General features: G+C 70.7%; 15 protein-coding genes and 1 tRNA gene. 5 read left to right on the top strand and 11 right to left on the bottom strand.

All coding sequences use genetic code 11. The annotated features are described in order from the left end of the window. Positions 1-49 precede the first annotated feature (49 nt). The 6 genes from efeB to ABD366_RS19810 all read right to left on the bottom strand — a co-directional run bounded on the left by efeB (position 50) and on the right by ABD366_RS19810 (position 6,298). Complete coding sequence (efeB, locus tag ABD366_RS19835; RefSeq protein WP_324774792.1) at positions 50-1,324, bottom strand: iron uptake transporter deferrochelatase/peroxidase subunit; 1,275 nt, start codon at positions 1,322-1,324, stop codon at positions 50-52. A 6-nt stretch (positions 1,325-1,330) separates the two neighbouring features. Beyond that, positions 1,331-3,304 carry a copper resistance CopC/CopD family protein gene (locus ABD366_RS19830; RefSeq protein ID WP_324774794.1) on the bottom strand — a complete coding sequence of 658 codons (1,974 nt, stop codon included), beginning with the start codon at positions 3,302-3,304 and terminating at the stop codon, positions 1,331-1,333. A gap of 16 nt (positions 3,305-3,320) precedes the next feature. Next, on the bottom strand, positions 3,321-3,698 hold the full coding sequence (locus ABD366_RS19825) for a copper chaperone PCu(A)C (RefSeq protein ID WP_411293863.1): 378 nt from the start codon (positions 3,696-3,698) through the stop codon (positions 3,321-3,323). A 92-nt stretch (positions 3,699-3,790) separates the two neighbouring features. Continuing rightward, positions 3,791-4,444 carry an SCO family protein gene (locus tag ABD366_RS19820; RefSeq protein WP_324774798.1) on the bottom strand — a complete coding sequence of 218 codons (654 nt, stop codon included), beginning with the start codon at positions 4,442-4,444 and terminating at the stop codon, positions 3,791-3,793. Positions 4,445-4,534: 90 nt separating this feature from the next. Continuing rightward, positions 4,535-5,284 carry a YcnI family copper-binding membrane protein gene (locus tag ABD366_RS19815; protein WP_324774800.1) on the bottom strand — a complete coding sequence of 250 codons (750 nt, stop codon included), beginning with the start codon at positions 5,282-5,284 and terminating at the stop codon, positions 4,535-4,537. Between the two features lie 210 nt (positions 5,285-5,494). Continuing rightward, a complete protein-coding gene (locus tag ABD366_RS19810) occupies positions 5,495-6,298 on the bottom strand; it encodes a hypothetical protein (protein WP_324774803.1) in 804 nt (267 codons plus the stop codon). Between the two features lie 191 nt (positions 6,299-6,489). Here ABD366_RS19810 and ABD366_RS19805 point away from each other — a divergent pair, with 191 nt between their 5' ends. Beyond that, positions 6,490-6,945: an ATP-binding protein gene (locus tag ABD366_RS19805; RefSeq protein WP_324774805.1), complete on the top strand. Its 456-nt coding sequence runs from the start codon at positions 6,490-6,492 to the stop codon at positions 6,943-6,945. 73 nt (positions 6,946-7,018) lie between these two features. Here the strand turns inward: ABD366_RS19805 and ABD366_RS19800 are convergent, their stop codons facing one another. Both ABD366_RS19800 and ABD366_RS19795 read right to left on the bottom strand, forming a co-directional pair. Further along, a complete protein-coding gene (locus ABD366_RS19800) occupies positions 7,019-8,482 on the bottom strand; it encodes an aminopeptidase P family protein (RefSeq protein WP_324774807.1) in 1,464 nt (487 codons plus the stop codon). 129 nt (positions 8,483-8,611) lie between these two features. After that, the gene (locus ABD366_RS19795) at positions 8,612-10,120 is read right to left on the bottom strand and encodes a PP2C family protein-serine/threonine phosphatase (RefSeq protein WP_324774810.1); all 1,509 of its coding nucleotides are present in this window, start codon (positions 10,118-10,120) and stop codon (positions 8,612-8,614) included. 513 nt (positions 10,121-10,633) lie between these two features. Here ABD366_RS19795 and ABD366_RS19790 point away from each other — a divergent pair. Then, positions 10,634-11,329 carry a bifunctional DNA primase/polymerase gene (locus ABD366_RS19790; protein WP_324774812.1) on the top strand — a complete coding sequence of 232 codons (696 nt, stop codon included), beginning with the start codon at positions 10,634-10,636 and terminating at the stop codon, positions 11,327-11,329. Positions 11,330-11,532: 203 nt separating this feature from the next. Continuing rightward, on the top strand, positions 11,533-12,120 hold the full coding sequence (locus ABD366_RS19785; protein ID WP_324774814.1) for a hypothetical protein: 588 nt from the start codon (positions 11,533-11,535) through the stop codon (positions 12,118-12,120). 185 nt (positions 12,121-12,305) lie between these two features. Here the strand turns inward: ABD366_RS19785 and ABD366_RS19780 are convergent, their stop codons facing one another. From ABD366_RS19780 to ABD366_RS19770, 3 genes are all read right to left on the bottom strand, one after another. Further along, the gene (locus tag ABD366_RS19780) at positions 12,306-13,268 is read right to left on the bottom strand and encodes a DUF5926 family protein (protein WP_324774816.1); all 963 of its coding nucleotides are present in this window, start codon (positions 13,266-13,268) and stop codon (positions 12,306-12,308) included. 104 nt (positions 13,269-13,372) lie between these two features. Beyond that, positions 13,373-13,924 carry an ATP-binding protein gene (locus ABD366_RS19775; protein ID WP_411293864.1) on the bottom strand — a complete coding sequence of 184 codons (552 nt, stop codon included), beginning with the start codon at positions 13,922-13,924 and terminating at the stop codon, positions 13,373-13,375. Positions 13,925-14,084: 160 nt separating this feature from the next. After that, positions 14,085-14,909 carry a glycerophosphodiester phosphodiesterase gene (locus ABD366_RS19770; protein WP_324774820.1) on the bottom strand — a complete coding sequence of 275 codons (825 nt, stop codon included), beginning with the start codon at positions 14,907-14,909 and terminating at the stop codon, positions 14,085-14,087. A gap of 302 nt (positions 14,910-15,211) precedes the next feature. Here ABD366_RS19770 and ABD366_RS19765 point away from each other — a divergent pair, with 302 nt between their 5' ends. After that, positions 15,212-16,627 (top strand): S1C family serine protease, encoded by a 1,416-nt coding sequence (locus ABD366_RS19765; protein ID WP_324774822.1) that lies wholly within the window; start codon positions 15,212-15,214, stop codon positions 16,625-16,627. Between the two features lie 73 nt (positions 16,628-16,700). Continuing rightward, positions 16,701-16,785 (top strand) — tRNA-Ser (locus tag ABD366_RS19760). Positions 16,786-16,923 lie beyond the last annotated feature (138 nt).

The raw sequence follows: 16,923 nt of genomic DNA, 5'->3' as shown, positions 1-16,923 counted from the left end.
GAGGTCACCCTAATGGGCCCTGTGCGGCCCGGCTCCCGGATGCGTCCGCTCAGCCCTCCAGCAGCTCCTGGCCCACGTATCCGCCCTTCTGCGCCCCGCCCGGCACCGCGAACAGGCCGCTCGCCTCGTGCCGGATGAACTGCGACAGGGCGTCCCCGCGATCGAGCTTGCGCTGGACGGGCACGAAGCCGCGCAGCGGGTCCGCCTGCCAGCAGACGAACAGCAGGCCGGCGTCCGGGGTGCCGTCCGCGTCGAAACCGTCGTGGAAGGAGAACGGACGGCGCAGCATCGCGGCGCCGCCGTTCTGGTCGGGGCGGCTGATGCGGGCGTGCGCGTTGATCGGGACGACGAGGTCGCCGTTCGCGTCCGTCTTCTCCAGGTCCGGCTCGGTCGTCTCGTCACCGCCGGTCAGCGGCGCGCCGGTCGACTTCTTGCGGCCTATGACGTCCTCCTGCGCCGCCTTCGACTGCTTCTCCCAGTCGTCGAGGAGCATCCGGATCCGGCGTACGACGACGTACGAGCCGTTCGCCATCCAGGCGGGGGAGCCCGAAGCCGGCACGAAGATCCGCTTGTCGAAGTCGGACTCCGCGGGCTTGGGATTGTTGGTGCCGTCGATCTGGCCCATCAGATTGCGGGCCGTCATCGGCTGGGCTGTGGCCCCGGGCGAGCGGTTGAAGCCGTTCATCTGCCAGCGCACCTTCGCCGCCCCGCCCGCGTCCTTCTGGAGCGCGCGCAACGCGTGAAAGGCGACCAGGGAGTCATTGGCGCCGATCTGGACCCACAGGTCGCCATTGCTGCGCGCCTTGTCGAGGTGGTCGGAGAAGAAGTCCGGCAGCGGGTCGAGAGCGGCAGGGCGCTGCTTCGTCAGGCCCGTACGAGAGAAGAAGCTGTGGCCGAAGCCGAAGGTGACCGTCAGGGAGGACGGGCCCGCGTCCCGGGCGACGTCGGTGTCCTCGGACGTCGGTGCCTCGCCCGCCATCAGCCGCTCGGCCGTCGCCGACCAGCGGCGCAGCAGGGCAGCGGCTTCCTTGCGGCCCGCCCCCGCGGCCAGATCGAAGGCGACGAGATGGCCGCGGGCCTGCATCGGGGTGGTGATGCCGGGCTGATGTTTCCCGTGAAACATCGCCTTGTCGGCGCCGAGCGACGCCAACGCGGTGGACTGCTCGGGCGAGTTGGACGAGGCCACCGCGTATCCCGCGCCCGCGCCGACGGCTCCGAGGGCGACGCCGGTGGCGCCCGCCGTCCCGATCAGACGGCGCCGGGTGATGCCTCCGGGCGTCGCGGAGTCCGTCTCCGGTGCCGTACGGCTCTGGGTGTCAGCCATGCTGGTTCAGCCGATCTTCGCGTTCTTGGTGACCGTGACCTGGTCGATGTCGGAGGTGCGCACGGTCACCGCGATCTTCCACTCGCCGGCCACCGGGACCTGGACGCCGCTCGCGCTCCAGTGTCCCGTGGCGATGTGGTCGGGCACGACGGGCAGGGGGCCGAGTTTCTTCGCCTCCAGGGTGAAGGCGACCTTCACCTCGGGGACGTCGAAGGCCTTGCCGTTCGGCCGCTCTACGTAGACGTGCATTTCGTTGTTGCCGGTGCGGCCGGGGTCCAGGTCGAGCAGGACCGTGCCCTTGCCGTCCGCGGCGCCCGTGTCGAACGGCAGCTTCAGGGACAGCGGGCCGGACTGGGTCTGAGCGGCGGAGGTGGCGGACTTGGCCTCTTCCTCCGTGCGGCCCGGTTCGGTCGAGGTCAGCACCGTGGTGACGGCGAGCAGGACGACCGCGACACCCGCCTCGGCGAGCACGGAGCGACGCAGGCCGAAGCGGTGCGGGTCGGCGTCGCGGACGCGCTTCTCACGGGCGGTGGCGACCGCGGCGCGCTGGCGGGCGAGCTGGGCGGCCCGCTCGGGGTCGGCACCGTCGGCACCGTCGGCACCGGCGGAGCCGTCCGCGCCGGGAACGGCCGCCTCGGAGCCGTCCTCCTCCGGGCCGCTTTCCTTGGCACTGGCGCCGACCGTGACCGGCGTCTTCGTCTCGGACGTGCGCTGCTCCACGACGGCGGTGGCGGCGGCCTCGGGAGAGAGCCGCTCGGAGAGCCGCCCCGTCCACCTGCGGGAGAACCACGCGATGCCGAGGAGTACGGCGATGAGCCCGACCTTGAGGAGCAGCAGCTGCCCGTAGCGCGTCCCGGTCAGCGCGGACCAGGAGCCGACCTGGCGCCAGGACTGGTAGAGCCCGGTCGCGGCAAGCACGACGACGCTGCAGAACGCCACCCGGGAGAAGCGGCGTACCGCCGAACCCTCGATGGAGGGCGCCCGGTACAGCGCGACGAGCAGCGTCGTCAGGCCGCCCAGCCACGCGGCCACGGCCAGAAGATGCAGCACGTCGACGGGCATCGCGATACCGGCCTGGATGCCGGTGGAGGCGTGCTCCGCCATGGCCCAGGTCGCGCCGAGCCCGGCGGCGACCACGGCGCCGCCGATGGCGAGCCCGAAGGTGAGGTCCTTGACCTCCTTCTCGTCGCCGTCCTCGGTCCTCTTCACGTAGGCGCCGAAAAGCACGGCGATGAAGAGGGCCGCCGCGGCGAGCAGCAGGAGACGGGACGTGAGCGCCGCGCCGGTCTTGGTCTGCAGCACCTGCCCGAGCAGCGTCATGTCGAAGAGGTCGCCGAGCTTGCCCGAGCCGGTGTACGAGCCGCGCATCAGCAGCAGGGCGAGGGTGGCCGTGGTGAGCGCGGTCCAGCCGCCGACGACGACCCGCTGTACGGGCTTGATCGCGGCGCCGCGGGGCCAGCAGCCGAGGACGAACGCGGCGCCGCCCACGAGCAGGGTGAAGCCCGCGTACGAGACGTAGCGGGCGATGCCGTAGAGGCCGCCGACGAGCCCTCCGCCGGCGTTCTGGTCGGTCAGGACCGCGGTGGTCTTGGAGGGGGCGCCGACGGAGAAGGTGAAGGCGCCGGAGACGGGATGGCTGTCGGCGGAGACGACCTGGTAGGCGACGGTGAACGTGCCGTCCGGCAGGCCCGCGTGGAGCCCGACCGTGTAGGTCGTGCCGCCGGGGTGGCCCACCTTGCCGTTGTCGACCCGCTTGCCCGCGGGGTCGAGCACGCGCACCGCGCCACTGGACATGGCGACGCCTTCGGAGAAGGTCAGCGACACCTGCTCGGGTGCCGTCTGGACCACCGCTCCCTGCTGGGGATCGCTCCCGGTCAGCGCGGCGTGCGCGGACGCGGGGGCGGCACCGGCCAGGAGCGCGCCGGTGACGGCGAGGAACAGCAGCACCAGGTGCCGGAAACGGGGAGCGATGGTCTTCACGTACGGGTCAGCCCCTTCAGTGAGAAGCGTGCGACGCGTGCGACGTCGGGTTGTAGGTCGCGGCCTTCACCGGGAAGGAGACGGTGACGGTGCCGGTTTTCGTGAAGTGCAGCTTCACCGACACCTTGTCGCCCTCCTTCGGCTTCCGCTTCAGGTTCTCGAACATGAGGTGGTTGCCGCCCCGTTCGAAGTCCAGCTCGCCGTCCGCGGGCACGGCGAAGGACTTCTGCTCCTTCATCGCGCCGCCCTCGGTGGTGTGCAGGGTGACCTGCCCGGCGATGTCACTGCTGGCGGAAGAGAGGGTGTCGGCGCCGCCGCTGTTGTGGACGAGGAAGAACCCGGCCGCCATGTCACCGGAGGCGGGCTCGGGGATGAACGCGCCCTCTACCTTCACTTCCGGTGTGCCATCAGAACTGTCAGACCCACAGGCGGTGAGCCCGAGCCCGCAGGCCAGCACTATGGCGCCCAGAGCCAAGGGGGTGCGCTTCACGGCTTGGCCCCCTGGATGAGCTTGGGGAGGTCCTTGGTGTAGTCGTCGACGGTGGCTTCCTCGCCGTACAGGACGTAGCCGCCGTTCGTCTTCGGCGAGAACGCCATGACCTGCGTGCCGTGCATCGACACGAGTTTGCCGTTCTTGTCCTTCTGCGTCGGCTCGATGGAGATGCCGAGCGTGCGGGCGCTGCCCTGGATGGTGGCGAAGTCGCCGGTCAGGCCGATGAAGTCGGAGTCCTGCGCCTTGAGCCACTTACCGAGCACGGCCGGAGTGTCACGGTCGGGGTCGGTGGTGACGAAGACGACCTGGAGCTTGTCCTGCTCGGACTTGGGCAGGGCCTTCTTGGCGACGGCGATGTTGCTCATCGTCAGCGGGCAGACGTCCGGGCAGTGCGTGTAGCCGAAGTAGATCAGCGTCGGCTTGTCCTTGGTCTGCTCACGCAGGTCGAACTTCTTGCCGTGGGTGTCGGTCAGGACCAGGTCCGGCTTCTCGAAGGGCTTGTCGAGGACCGTCGCGGCCTTCTGCGAACCGGCCTCGGTCGACACGTCGGCGACGGCCTTGCCGCTGTCGTCACCGCTGCCGCAGGCCGACAGGGTGAGGGTGGCCGCCAGGACCAGTCCGGCGGCGGCGAGCAACTTCTTGTTCATGGTCTTGCGCATAGAAAAATGTCCCAGATGTGAGGGGGCCGGCGGTTGCCGGGGTCGCCCACCGCGACCTCGGCAACCGCCGCGGGTGGTTCAGCTGGTGGTGCGCCGACGGCCCGCCAGCACGCCGAACGCCACACCGGCGGCACCGATGACGATGCCGACGATGCCGAGGACGCGGGCGGTGGTGTCGCTGTCGGAGCTGTCGGACGACGTGCTGGAGGCCGCGGTGGCCTCCTTGTCGTCGCCCTTGTCGTCGTCGGAGGCGCCGGACGCCCCGTGCTCGTCATCGGCCGCGGCCGTCAGCGCGAGGGTGGGCGCCGGGTTCTCCGGCTCCTCCTCGCCCTTCTGCTGCGGCTCGATCCAGCGCACGACCTCCTTGTTGTCGTACGTCTGGATGGCCTTGAAGACGAGTTCGTCGGCGTCGGTCGGCAGGGCGCCGATGGAGACCGGGAACTTCTGGAAGTAGCCGGGCTGGACGCCCTTGTCGGCGCCGGAACCGGTCGCGGTCCAGGTGACCTTGGAGACCGCCTCGGTGATCTTCTCGCCGTGCATCTCCAGCGGCTTGTCGAGCTTCGACTTGGTGACCTCGGCCTTCCAGCCCGGGATCGGCTGCGGCATCACCGAGGCGAGCGGGTGGTCCGTCGGGAAGCTGACCTCGAGCTTGGTGGTCGCGGCGTTGTCGCGCTCGTTCGGGACCTTGAAGTCGACCACGGCGTAACCGCCCTTGGCGGCGGCGCCCTCCGGCTGCACGCTCACGTGCGCGAAGGCGGGAGCGGAGACGAGGACGACGGAGGAGACGGCGGCGGCACCGACGAGAGCGGCGCGGGACATCTTCTTCATGACAGAGAGAACTCCACGTTCAGCGGGATCCAGCGAAGGGTGAGGGGCGCGTCCGCGCAGCACCGCACCAAGTAGCGGTGCAGCACCGCACCAGGTAGCGGCGGAACACCGCACTAAGTAGCGGCGGAAAACGCGGGTACGCGCGCGTGCCGCACAGCACGCCTCACCCACAGGGACCACTCGGGTCGCGCAGGAGTTACGGGAGCTGTGTCAGGCGGCGAGAAGGAACGTGTCGGCAGCGGCCGGTGGCCCGCGCCGGATCACGGAGTGCTGAAGTTCCGCCGTACGCAGGGCGGGCAGGGCACGGAGCCCGGCGCGGGGCGCGCACAGAAGCGCCTCGGGCGCCCCGGGAAGGCCCGCCCGCAGAGCGCGTACGAGACCCAGCGCGGCCCGCAGGGAACGTACGAGCGTGGCTTCCGCGACTCCCTGCGCCGACAGCTTCGAGAGCCGCACGATCCGGCCCACGGCGAGATCGCCGCGGCGCAGCAGCCACCCGGCGCCGACCGCGGCCAGCAAGTGCCCGATGAGCATGGGCAGCGACGGCAGCAACGGCATCGAGGAGCCGGCCACGACCGCCACGTCGTGGTGCATCCCGCCCGCGGCGTCCGCGGGGACGCGCGCGTGGTCGAGGATCCGCTGCGCCTGCACAGGGCTGAGCGCCGAGGCACCCGCCCCGCACATCAGGTGCGCGGCCCGCTCCACGACGGAGGGTTCCGCCGCGCCCGTGGCCATCGAGGCCTGCTGCCCGAGCCCGAAGAGGCTGTGCAGACCGATCTGCCCGATCCCCAGCGTGACGGCGATGCCCGGCAGCGACCGCTCGCGGCCGGCCAGCGGAACGGCCACACAGAAGACGGCGAGGAAGCCGAGCGACAGCGTCCACAGCGGAACGGTGGCGGTCGAACCGAGGACGTGCCCCGCCGCGGACAGCACGACGCAGACCGCGGCGAACACCGCGGCCCTCAGCAGCCGGAGATCGGCCGCACTGCGCGCCTTGCGCTGGCGGGGGGCAGACATGGCGGGGTCATCATCCCACTGGCCTTTGCCGTCCCATACGGCAGGTCCACAAGGTCCGGAATCTCCCCTACCGCGCCGGGTGTCCCGCTCGCGTCGGCCATATGGGCGGTATCACGTCAACTGAGCGATTGCAGAGGGCCTCTGGCGGCAATACGTATCGGTATGTCAAGCCGCGGCCAGGAGGCTGGAGCATGAGCATCTGGTGGTCCCTCCATCTGCGGCGCGAGGCTGCGAGCGTGCCGCTCGCCAGGCGCCTCTTCGTCGGCACCATGGAGACGGCGGGCGTCGACCCGGACATCTCCTACGACCTGTCGGTCGCCCTCAGCGAGGCGTGTGCGAACGCCGTCGAGCACGGGGGCGGCGCGGCCGAGAGCGAGACGTCGGACGCGTACAGGGTCACCGCGTACCTGGACGGCGAGATGTGCCGCATCGAAGTGGCCGACTCCGGTCCGGGCTTCCCCCCGCTCCGGGGCCGTGCGCCTCTCCGCCAGGCATCCGACGACGCCGAGAACGGCCGGGGCCTCTGTCTCATCCACGAACTCGCCGACCACGTGCACGTAGACAACAGGCCCGGCAGGGACGGTGTGGTGGTCAGCTTCGACAAGATGCTCAAGTGGCGGACGGACACTCCGCTCATGGCGGTCTGAGAACGCGATCGGGCGGGGCCGTGAACGCCGACCGCGTCCACGACCCCGCCCGATCGCGTCTATATGCCGAGGGTCAGCCCTTCAAACGTGCCATCCAGGCCTCGACCTCGTCGGCCTGCCGCGGCAGCCCCGCCGACATGTTCCGGTTGCCGTCCTCCGTGACGAGGATGTCGTCCTCGATGCGGACACCGATGCCGCGGTACTCCGCCGGCACGGTAAGGTCGTCGGCCTGGAAGTAGAGACCCGGCTCGACGGTGAGGACCATACCGGGCTCCAGCGTGCCGTCCACGTACGTCTCGGTCCGCGCGACCGCGCAGTCGTGGACGTCCATGCCGAGCATGTGACCGGTCCCGTGCAGGGTCCAGCGGCGCTGCAGACCCAGCTCCAGGACGCGCTCGACGGGCCCCTCGACGAGACCCCACTCGACGAGCTTCTCGGCGAGCACGCGCTGCGAGGCGTCGTGGAAGTCGCGGTACTTGCCACCCGGCTTGACGGCCGCGATACCGGCCTCCTGGGACGCGTACACGGCGTCGTAGATCTTGCGCTGGATCTCGCTGTACGTGCCGTTGATCGGCAGCGTGCGCGTGACATCGGCGGTGTAGTACGTGTGCGTCTCCACACCGGCGTCGAGCAGCAGCAGGTCGCCGGAGCGGACCGGGCCGTCGTTGCGGACCCAGTGCAGGGTGCAGGCGTGCGGACCGGCGGCGCAGATGGAGCCGTAGCCGATGTCGTTGCCCTCCACGCGTGCGCGCAGGAAGAACGTGCCCTCGATGTAACGCTCGCTCGTCGCCTCGGCCTTGTCGAGGACCTTCACGACGTCCTCGAAGCCGCGCACCGTCGAATCGACGGCCTTCTGCAGCTCGCCGATCTCAAACGCGTCCTTCACGATCCGCGCTTCGGAGAGGAAGGTCTTCAGCTCGTCGTCGCGCTCGGCGGTGACCTTGTCGGTCAGCGCCTCTTCGATACCGGCGTCGTAGCCACGTACGACGCGTACGGGGCCGGTGGCCTCGCGCAGCTTGTCGGCGAGCTCGCGCACGTCGGCGGCGGGGATGCCGTGGAGCTTCTCGGCCTCGGCCAGGGAGTGCCGGCGACCCACCCACAGCTCGCCGTCGCCGCCGAGCCAGAACTCGCCGTTCTCCCGGTTCGAGCGCGGCAGGAGGTAGATCGTCGCCCGGTGGCCGCCGGCGACCGGCTCGAGGACGAGGACGCCGTCCTCGGTCTGGTTGCCGGTGAGGTACGCGTACTCGACCGAGGCGCGGAAGGCGTACTCGGTGTCGTTCGAGCGGGTCTTGAGGTTGCCCGCGGGCACGACGAGCCGCTCGCCGGGGAAGCGGGCGGACAGGGCGGCGCGGCGGGCGGCCGTCTCGGCGGCCTGCGCGATCGGCTGCAGGTCGTGCAGCTCGGTGTCGGCCCAGCCGGACTTCATGTTCTCGGCGAGCTCGTCGGACACGCCCGGGTAGAGGCCGTTCTTGCGCTGCTTGATGGGCTCGTCGCCCTCAGGGGCCTCCGGGTTCTCCGGGGTGAGCTCCTCCGACACGGTTCCTCCTCGACGGGTCCGTTGAATGACCTGGGTATGGCCGGATATGGCAGTGGACCCCCTCCATCGTACGAGCGTACGGAAGGGGGTCCAGGGCCGGAGGGCCTCTTACCCGGAGTGCGGTGGCGGCTACGCGAAGCGGGCCGCGAGCAGCACGACGTCCTCGTCGCTGTCGACGGCGTCGAGGCCCTCGGGGAGCATCGCGTGCAGCACATGGTCGGCGATCGCGCCCGGGTCCTCGCGCAGCGCCTTGGGGACGCCCGCCGCGGCCGCGTGCAGCCGGGCGAAAGCACGGTCCATGGGGTCGCCGGTGCGGTGCAGGAGACCGTCCGTGTACAGCAGCACGGTCTCGCCCGGGTCCGGCGCGATCTCCACGCTCGGCGCCTCCCAGCAGGCGAGCATCCCCAGTGGCGCGGAGAGCGTCGTCTCCGCGAACTCCGTCCGCCGCTCGCCGATCACCAGGGGCGGGCTGTGCCCCGCGCCCGCGAGAACGATCTTGCGTAGCGCGGGCTCGCAGTAGGCGAAGAGAGCGGTCGCGCTGCGCGCAGGCTCGGTCAGCCGGAGCAGCAGCTCCAGATCGGACAGGACCGCGACGGGGTCCTCGCCCTCCATCACCGCGTACGCGCGCAGCGAGGCGCGCAGCCGGCCCATCGCGGCGAGCGCGCTGGCGCCGGATCCGGTGACGGAGCCGACCGCGAGGCCGAGTGCTCCTTCGGGCAGCGGCAGCGCGTCGTACCAGTCGCCGCCGCCGCGCGGTCCGCTGCGATGGCGCACGGCGAGCTGTACGCCCGCGACGCGGGGCAGCCGCGCGGGCAGCAGTTCGTCGGCGACCGTGCGCGACCACGCGCGCGTGCGCTCCAGTTCGAGCAGGCGGGCCAGGTGCTCGGTGGCGTAGCGCGCGTACAGGCCGATGAGGTGGCGCTGGCGTTCGACGGGCGCGGCCGGCTCGTCGTAGAACCAGACCGCGGCGCCGAGCCGGCCCGCGTCGTCGGTGGCGAGGGGCAGCGCGTAGCTCGCCGCGTAGCCGAGGCGGGCGGCGACCTCGCGGTGGCGCGGGTCGAGCCCGTCCTCGGCGAACAGGTCGGCGCGGGTCTCGTCCTCGGTGCTGAAACCGTCGAGGATGCGCCCGTACGACGTCGCGCCGCGCGGGACGGTCTCGATGTGGCCGAGGTCGGGGCGGGACAGGCCGAGGCCGACGGTGGTGTCGGGGCCGAGCCCGTCGCCCGGCTCCAGGACGACGAGACCGCGCCGGGCGCCCACCAGGGCGGCTCCGGCGCGCAGGAGTTCGTGCAGTGCTTCTTCCAGTGCCGCTGTGCGGGCCAGCCGTTCCGTGAGTTCGTGCAGTGTCGTGAGGTCGGAGACCCAGCCGGCGAGTCTGTCCTGGATCACGGCTCCCGGGGCGGCCGGTGCGGGAGGGGCCGGTGAAGCCGCGGGCGCGGGCGCGACAGTGTGGGCGGGAGGGGGAACCTGTCCAGGAGGGGAATCGATTCCGGCCACTTTCGGCAGACGTGGGGTTGTCATGGCTTCCGGCTTTCCGACCGGCGCGTATTGCTCGATAGCATCGCAAACCCCCATGTCATTCTGCGTCGCCAGCAATGTCTCCACATGTACACGCACTGGAGAGGGGATGTCCAGCATTGTCCTGCTGGGATTCCTGGTGTCTGTGGTGTTCAAGTGGTTTTTGCGGTAATGCGATCTCTGTTCTCCCCCGGCCGCCCTGCAGCCATCCAGATCGTTCCAAGATGGCCGAAAACCGACTCGGTGAACGGTGTATTGAGGTCGACTGGCATTGTTCGACGGAGCGTCATAGCGGCCGCGGTGGGTACGTACTCGGTGAAGACCAGGGGCAGTTGGGATCAACCCGGAACCTGGTGACGGACCCGGGCGTCTTAACCATCGACGACCGTGCCCCATCCTCCCGTGGGGGAGGCGACGAGAAATACGCGGGACGGCAAACGCCAGGCGCCGCCACCCCACGCCAGGCTTTTAAAGGACACGGCAGGCGCTCGGACTATAGGGGTTACCCCTGCCTCAGGCCGGCAGCACAGGCTGAGGTCAAGCGCTCCAGCTCGTACGCACAGTGACTGTTCGACACATGGTGTGATGTGGCCCACAGCGTTCTCTTCGGTCAACGGAAAGGAACGAGCGCTCATGCGCGAGATCCTCGGAAGGCGACGCAGGCTCCTGTCCAGGCGTGACAGCGGGAAGTCTGACCTGATCAGCGCGGCCCTCACGTACGCGACATCGTGGCAGTGGCCGGTTCTGCCCGGCATAGCGCTCGCGGCGGCGGGACGCCGCGACGGAGTCCGCTGTGCCTGCCCCGACCCGGAGTGCACAGTGCCCGGCGCCCACCCCTTCGACCCGGGACTGCTCGCGGCGACGACCGATGAGCGCATGATCCGCTGGTGGTGGACCAACCGGCCCGGAGCACCGGTCGTGCTCGCTACTGGTGCCTCGTCCGGGGCGTCCGGGGGGCGCGCACCCTGCGCCGTGAGCCTTCCTGCTGTCGCGGGCGCCCGCGCGCTCGCCGCGCTCGACCGTGCCGATGTCCGGCTCGGCCCGGTCATCGCCACCCCGGAGCGGCTCGCGATCCTCGTGGCGCCGTACTCCATGGAGCAGCTCGGCGAGCTTCTGTACGCGCAGGACTTCGTCCCCGGCTCGCTGCGGTTCCACGGCGAGGGCGGCTACCTCGCTCTGCCGCCGTCCGCCACGGGCGCGGGGCAGGTCCGCTGGGAGCGCGCGCCGCTGCCGGGTTCGGCGGCTCCCTGGACACCCGATGTGGAGGCCGTGGTCGACGCGGTCGTGGACGCGCTCACTCGTACGGGTGTGAGCGCGCCCGAGTTGTAGCGGTATGCGGCGCGCGGCGAGCCACCGTGACGGGCGTGCGCCGATATCTTCGGCGCATGCCTGCCGCGCCCCCTCCCCCCACGGTTCCGAACGGGCTCGAGCAGGGGAGGCCCAGGCCCCCTTCGCGCCTTCGACTGCTCGGTCTTGTCTCCGGGGTCGTACTCACCGCCGCGCTGCCGTTGGCGGGCGCGTCCGCGGGCCCCGTGAGCGACGAACCAGGTCGGCAGTCCGCATCTAAGACGTCCGCACCTAAGACGTCCGCACCTAAGACCTCCGCATCGAAGAAGTCCGCATCGAAGACGGAGGCCGCGCCGGCGGGCACGGCCGAAAAGGGTGACGACCGGACGGACGGCGCCGCGAGCGTCCCGGCCGACGGCACCGCGGACGAGAAGTCCGGCGCCGCGGCTGATCGCCCGTCCTCCTCCCTGCTGACCGGCCTGGGGCTGGCCGCTGCCGCCCAGTGCGGCCCTCAACTCACCTCTCCCGAAGGGATCGAGGCGCAGACCTGTGTCCTGCGGCAGGAGCGGGACACCTGGGCGCGTACCTACTACCGCAACACGACGGGCGGAGGGCTGAGCGCCGTACTGACCCTGATGGCGCCCGGCGGACGCACCGTGCAGATCACCTGCGTGGTGGGCGCCGAGGACGAGCCGGGTATGTGTGAGACACCGCGCGGACGGACCCGGGCGGAGCCCGCTCGGTACGCCGCGGTGGCGGAGTACGCGGCGCACGGCGACGGGCCGCTGCTGCTCCGGTCGGGGAGCAACTCCGCGCCTGCGTACGGGCGTTGAGCGGCGTCGGGCGGACGCGGACATGAAAGCGCCCGGTTGCTGGCGACGGGGGATGCACCAGCAACCGGGCTACTTGAACGGTAACAAGAGATCGGCAGTTAGCAAATTCGATCTCTTCTATTCGGACATGGATTTACCTGCAACTACCGGGAGTTGTGACCGGAGTCACCCGCTCCGGTACGGCTTCAGCTGAGCGTCACCTGTCGGTTGGTGAGCCCCCCACGCGCGCGACGCTCGTCCGCGGTCAGCGGCGCGTCCGTGGCGAGCGCGGCGGCGAGCCGCTCGGCGAACTCGGCGGCCGGCTTCTCGACGTCCTCCGCCTTCACCGCGCTCGGCAGGTCCCACACGGGAACCGTCAGACCGTGCGCCCGGAACGAACCGACGAGACGCGTGCCCTCGCCGAGCGAGGACGTGCCCGCCGCGTGCAGCCGCGCGAGCGCGTCGAGGAGCTTCTCCTCCGGGTGCGGCATGACCCAGCGAAGGTGGTTCTTCTCCGGGGTCTCGCACCAGTAGGCGCTGTCGACACCGGTGAGCTTCACGGTCGGGATGGCCGCGGCATTGGCCCGCTCCAGTGAGGCGGCGACCTCACCCGACGCGTTCTCCGAGTCCGGCACCCAGAACTCGAAGCCCGTGTGCACGACCGGCTCGAAAGTGCCGTCCGCGTCGAGGAGGTCCTGCAGACGCGGGCCGTCGGCGGGCGCTCGGCGGGCCTGCACCGGGCTGCCCGGCTCGGCGGTCAGCGCGCGCTGCAGGGTGTCGGCCAGGTCGCGGCTGATGTCACCCGACGACGTGTCGTTCTGCAGGCCGAGCAGGACCGTGCCGTCGTCACGGCGCAGGGCCGGCCACGCCATCGGCAGCACGGTCGCGAGGGTCACCGACGGGACGCCCTCGGGCAGCTTCTCCTTGAGAGGCAGCTCGACCGTCGCCGCGGGCACCAGCTCGCGCAGCGCGACCCAGTCACCCTCGCCCGGCAGGCCCTCGAAGGGGCGCTGCACCAGCTCGGTCACCGCGTGGGCGGCGTCCCGGCCGTGGCAGGCCTTGTACCGGCGGCCGCTGCCGCAGGGGCAGCGCTCACGGGCACCGACGACCGGGATCTCTCCACTGGTGACTTGCGGCTTGCCCTTGGTCTGCGGGCGCTTCTTGGCCATCTTGGACGTCTCCCGGATACGGCTCTCGTACGTACGGGCGCGAGCCTAGCCGCTCGTACTGACAAGGGTGGGATTCGGTTCGGGCGCCCCCACCGCGACAGTGCTCAGCCCAGCTCGTCGAAGGCGTCCGCGAAATCGAGCCCCACCAGCTCCGCGGCGGGCGGTGAGGTGATGCGGGCCGCGAAGTCGTCACGGCGGTGTGCCGCCGCCTCCGCATGCACGTCCTTGTGCACGACCACCCAGACGGTGACCTCTCCGCGCGCGTCGTCGCGTACGCCCCAGTCGTCGGCCAGCGCCGTGATGATGTTGAGACCGCGGCCGCCGCGCGCGGTCACCGAGGGGGTGGCCGGAACCGGGCGGGTGGGCCCGCCGCCGTCCGTCACCTCGACGGTGAGACATCCCAGGTCATCCACTCGCCACGCGACTCTTACGTCCCCGTCGCCCGCCATGTCGTCGCCCAGCGGTCTGCCGTGCCGGCAGGCATTGCTGAGCAGCTCGGAAAGGATCAGAACCGCATCGTCGACGACCGAGTCCGACACCCCGCGGCAACGCAGCTGATCACGCATCCTGTGTCGTGCTGCGCCCACGCCCGCAGGGCCATGGGGAACGGCCATGCTCGACGACGCGGGCACCTCCTGTGCCACCACCAACGCCACCCCCGAGACCTCCTTTGCCCCACGCCACGGTGTGGATGCCCCAATGGACTGGACCGGAAACCGGCCAATCAGCCCCTGGTGACGCACTCGAGACGATCGAACACGCAACGAACGCGCCGGAGCACTCCCTGTGATGAAAGGGAGCGAAGGTGGCCGGAAATCAGTCCCTGCCGAGGTGACGCAGGACCGCCGCGGGCCGGTTCGTGATGATCGCGTCGACACCGAGCCGGACACAGAGGTCGACGTCCTCCGGATCGTTCACCGTCCAGACGTGAACCTGGTGACCCGCGCGCGTGAGCTTCTCGATGTACGCGGGATGGTTGCGCACGATCCGGATGCCGGGGCCCGCGATGCGCACCCCTTCGGGGAGGCGCCCCTCGCGATGACGGGGCGAGACGAACTGCATCAAATAGACGGTCGGCAGTGTCGGCGACGCCTCCTGGACGCGCAACAAGGAACGGGCCGAAAAACTCATGACGCGTACCTGTGAAGGCTCGTCCGGAGGCGGTGCTTCCAAGCCGAATCGCTTGAGCAGCATCAGCAGCCGCTCTTCCACCTGGCCCGCCCACCGTGTGGGGTGTTTGGTCTCGATGGCCAGCTCGACACGGCGGCCGGCGTCGGCGACCAGCTCGAGGAGACGCTCCAGCGTCAGGACGGACGTCTCGGCCGAGGCTCCCGCCCAGTCGGGCCCTTCTTCCTGGTCCTTCCAGGAGCCCGAGAGGTCCTTCCAGGAGCCGAAGTCGAGAGCGGCAAGATCCGCCAGCTCCAGGGCCGAGACCGCTCCGCGCCCGTTCGACGTACGGTTGACACGGCGGTCGTGCACGCAGACGAGATGGCCGTCCGCCGTAAGCCGCACATCGCACTCGAGGGCATCGGCACCGTCCTCGATCGCCTTCTTGTATGCGGCCAATGTGTGCTCGGGGGCGTCCTGCGAGGCACCGCGGTGGGCGACGACCTGGATGCGCTTCTGTCGTGCGTGGGTCACCGCGTCATGGTGCCACCGCGCGGCCGGGCACCGAGAAAGTTCGGCCTAGCGGATGCGTCCGTTTCGCCCGGCATAAAGGATGGCGGCGGACGCACAGGAACGCCTTATGGTGCCCTGACGCCTTGTGGGAAAAGCTGACCACGTACAACTGCACACACTGGACCGTGACAGGACCATGCCGGAACGGCGGGTGACAGCGGTCGGCCAAGCGCCGCTGCAGAGACCGAACGGCGCTCAAGGACGATCGAGCGCCCACCCGGCCCGGACCGGCGAAAACAGCCGTGGATCGAGGAGAGAAAGCTGTGAGCACCGAGAACGAGGGCACTGCGGTCCCCCCGGCCCCGTCCGCACCTCCCGTGCCGGTGGACGCTCCCGCTGCTCCCGCACAGACACCGGCCGGGCCCCCGCCCGCGGGCTCCGAGGGCGGCGGGTACGCACCGGAGGCGGCTGCCGGTGCCACCGGTCCTGCCGGGCCCGCGCCCGTCGGGGACTGGCCCCCTCCGCCGCCGGTGGTCCCGTCGTACGCGGGCGGTGGCGGTGGCGGCGGTGGGTCGTGGGGCGCTTCCTACGAACCGCCGCAGCCCAAGCCGGGCGGCCGGCGCCGTGGGCTGCTCGCCGGAGTCATCGCGGCCGCCCTGATCGCGGGCGCCGTCGGCGGTGGCGTCGGCTACTGGGCCGCGGAGCGGGGCGAGAACTCGAGCACCGGTTCGACGACGGTCTCCGCCTCCAACCCCGCCGACCTCAAGCGCGACCCGGGCACCGTCGCGAACGTGGCCGCCAAGGCGCTGCCCAGCACGGTCACCATCGAGGCCGAGGGCAACAACGGCGAGGGCGGCACCGGTACCGGCTTCGTGTACGACAAGGAAGGCCACATCCTCACCAACAACCACGTGGTGGCGGAGGCCGTCGACGGCGGCAAGCTTTCGGCGACGTTCTCCAACGGTAAGAAGTACGACGCCGAGGTGATCGGCCACGCGCAGGGCTACGACGTCGCGGTCATCAAGCTGAAGAACGCGCCGGACGACCTCAAGCCCCTCGTGCTCGGCAACTCCGACAAGGTCGCCGTCGGTGACTCGACCATCGCGATCGGCGCGCCCTTCGGCCTGTCGAACACGGTGACCACGGGCATCATCTCGGCGAAGGACCGCCCGGTCGCCTCCAGCGACGGCACCGGCAGCAGCAAGGCCTCGTACATGAGCGCCCTGCAGACCGACGCGTCGATCAACCCGGGCAACTCCGGCGGACCGCTCCTCGACGGGAACGGCAACGTGATCGGCATCAACTCGGCCATCCAGTCCGCCTCCAGCGGCGGCATGGGCGGCGGCTCGGGCCAGGCCGGTTCGATCGGCCTCGGCTTCGCCATCCCGATCAACCAGGCCAAGATGGTCGCCCAGGAGCTCATCAAGACCGGCCAGCCGGTCTACCCGGTGATCGGTGCCTCGGTGTCCCTGGAAGAGGGCACGGGCGGCGCGAAGATCACCGAGCAGGGTGCGAGCGGCTCCGCGGCGGTCACGGCGAACGGCCCCGCGGACAAGGCCGGCCTGAAGCCCGGCGACGTCATCACGAAGCTGGACGACTCGGTGATCGACTCCGGTCCGACCCTGATCGGCCAGATCTGGACGCACTCGCCGGGCGACACCGTGAAGCTCACCTACACGCGCGACGGCAAGGAGCGCACCACCGACGTGACCCTGGGCGAGCGCAAGGGCGACAGCTGACGGACCCCGTTTCCGGACCCGCTACGCTGGTCCCGCGCCACCGGATCGCCGTCGTACGGCTTTCAGGGCGCGGGGTGGGTTGCCCGAGCGGCCTAAGGGAACGGTCTTGAAAACCGTCGTGGCGCGAGTCACCGTGGGTTCAAATCCCACACCCACCGCGTAGGTGAACGGCCCCGACCGGGCTTCCGGTCGGGGCCGTTCACGTCTCCGTATGCGGGCAGGTCCGCCTCCGGCGGTGCGGGGCATCTGTATGCGGGGCGGTGGGCCCTCGGCGTTGTGGGGCACCTGTATGTGGG

Origin of the sequence: Streptomyces kunmingensis (genome assembly GCF_039533535.1) — a bacterium.
Classification (GTDB): Bacteria; Actinomycetota; Actinomycetes; order Streptomycetales; family Streptomycetaceae; genus Streptomyces; species Streptomyces kunmingensis.
Note: the sequence above shows the minus strand (reverse complement) of the source record. Positions and strands in the feature narration are given on the sequence as shown.

Bases quoted from the DNA above. Each gene is read 5' to 3' on its own strand.
- ABD366_RS19815 (WP_324774800.1), bottom strand. From the start codon at position 5,284: ATGAAGAAGATGTCCCGCGCCGCTCTCGTCGGTGCCGCCGCCGTCTCC.
- ABD366_RS19790 (WP_324774812.1), top strand. From the start codon at position 10,634: ATGCGCGAGATCCTCGGAAGGCGACGCAGGCTCCTGTCCAGGCGTGAC.
- ABD366_RS19820 (WP_324774798.1), bottom strand. From the start codon at position 4,444: ATGAACAAGAAGTTGCTCGCCGCCGCCGGACTGGTCCTGGCGGCCACC.
- efeB (WP_324774792.1), bottom strand. From the start codon at position 1,324: ATGGCTGACACCCAGAGCCGTACGGCACCGGAGACGGACTCCGCGACG.
- ABD366_RS19780 (WP_324774816.1), bottom strand. From the start codon at position 13,268: ATGGCCAAGAAGCGCCCGCAGACCAAGGGCAAGCCGCAAGTCACCAGT.
- ABD366_RS19805 (WP_324774805.1), top strand. From the start codon at position 6,490: ATGAGCATCTGGTGGTCCCTCCATCTGCGGCGCGAGGCTGCGAGCGTG.
- ABD366_RS19810 (WP_324774803.1), bottom strand. From the start codon at position 6,298: ATGTCTGCCCCCCGCCAGCGCAAGGCGCGCAGTGCGGCCGATCTCCGG.
- ABD366_RS19795 (WP_324774810.1), bottom strand. From the start codon at position 10,120: ATGCTGGACATCCCCTCTCCAGTGCGTGTACATGTGGAGACATTGCTG.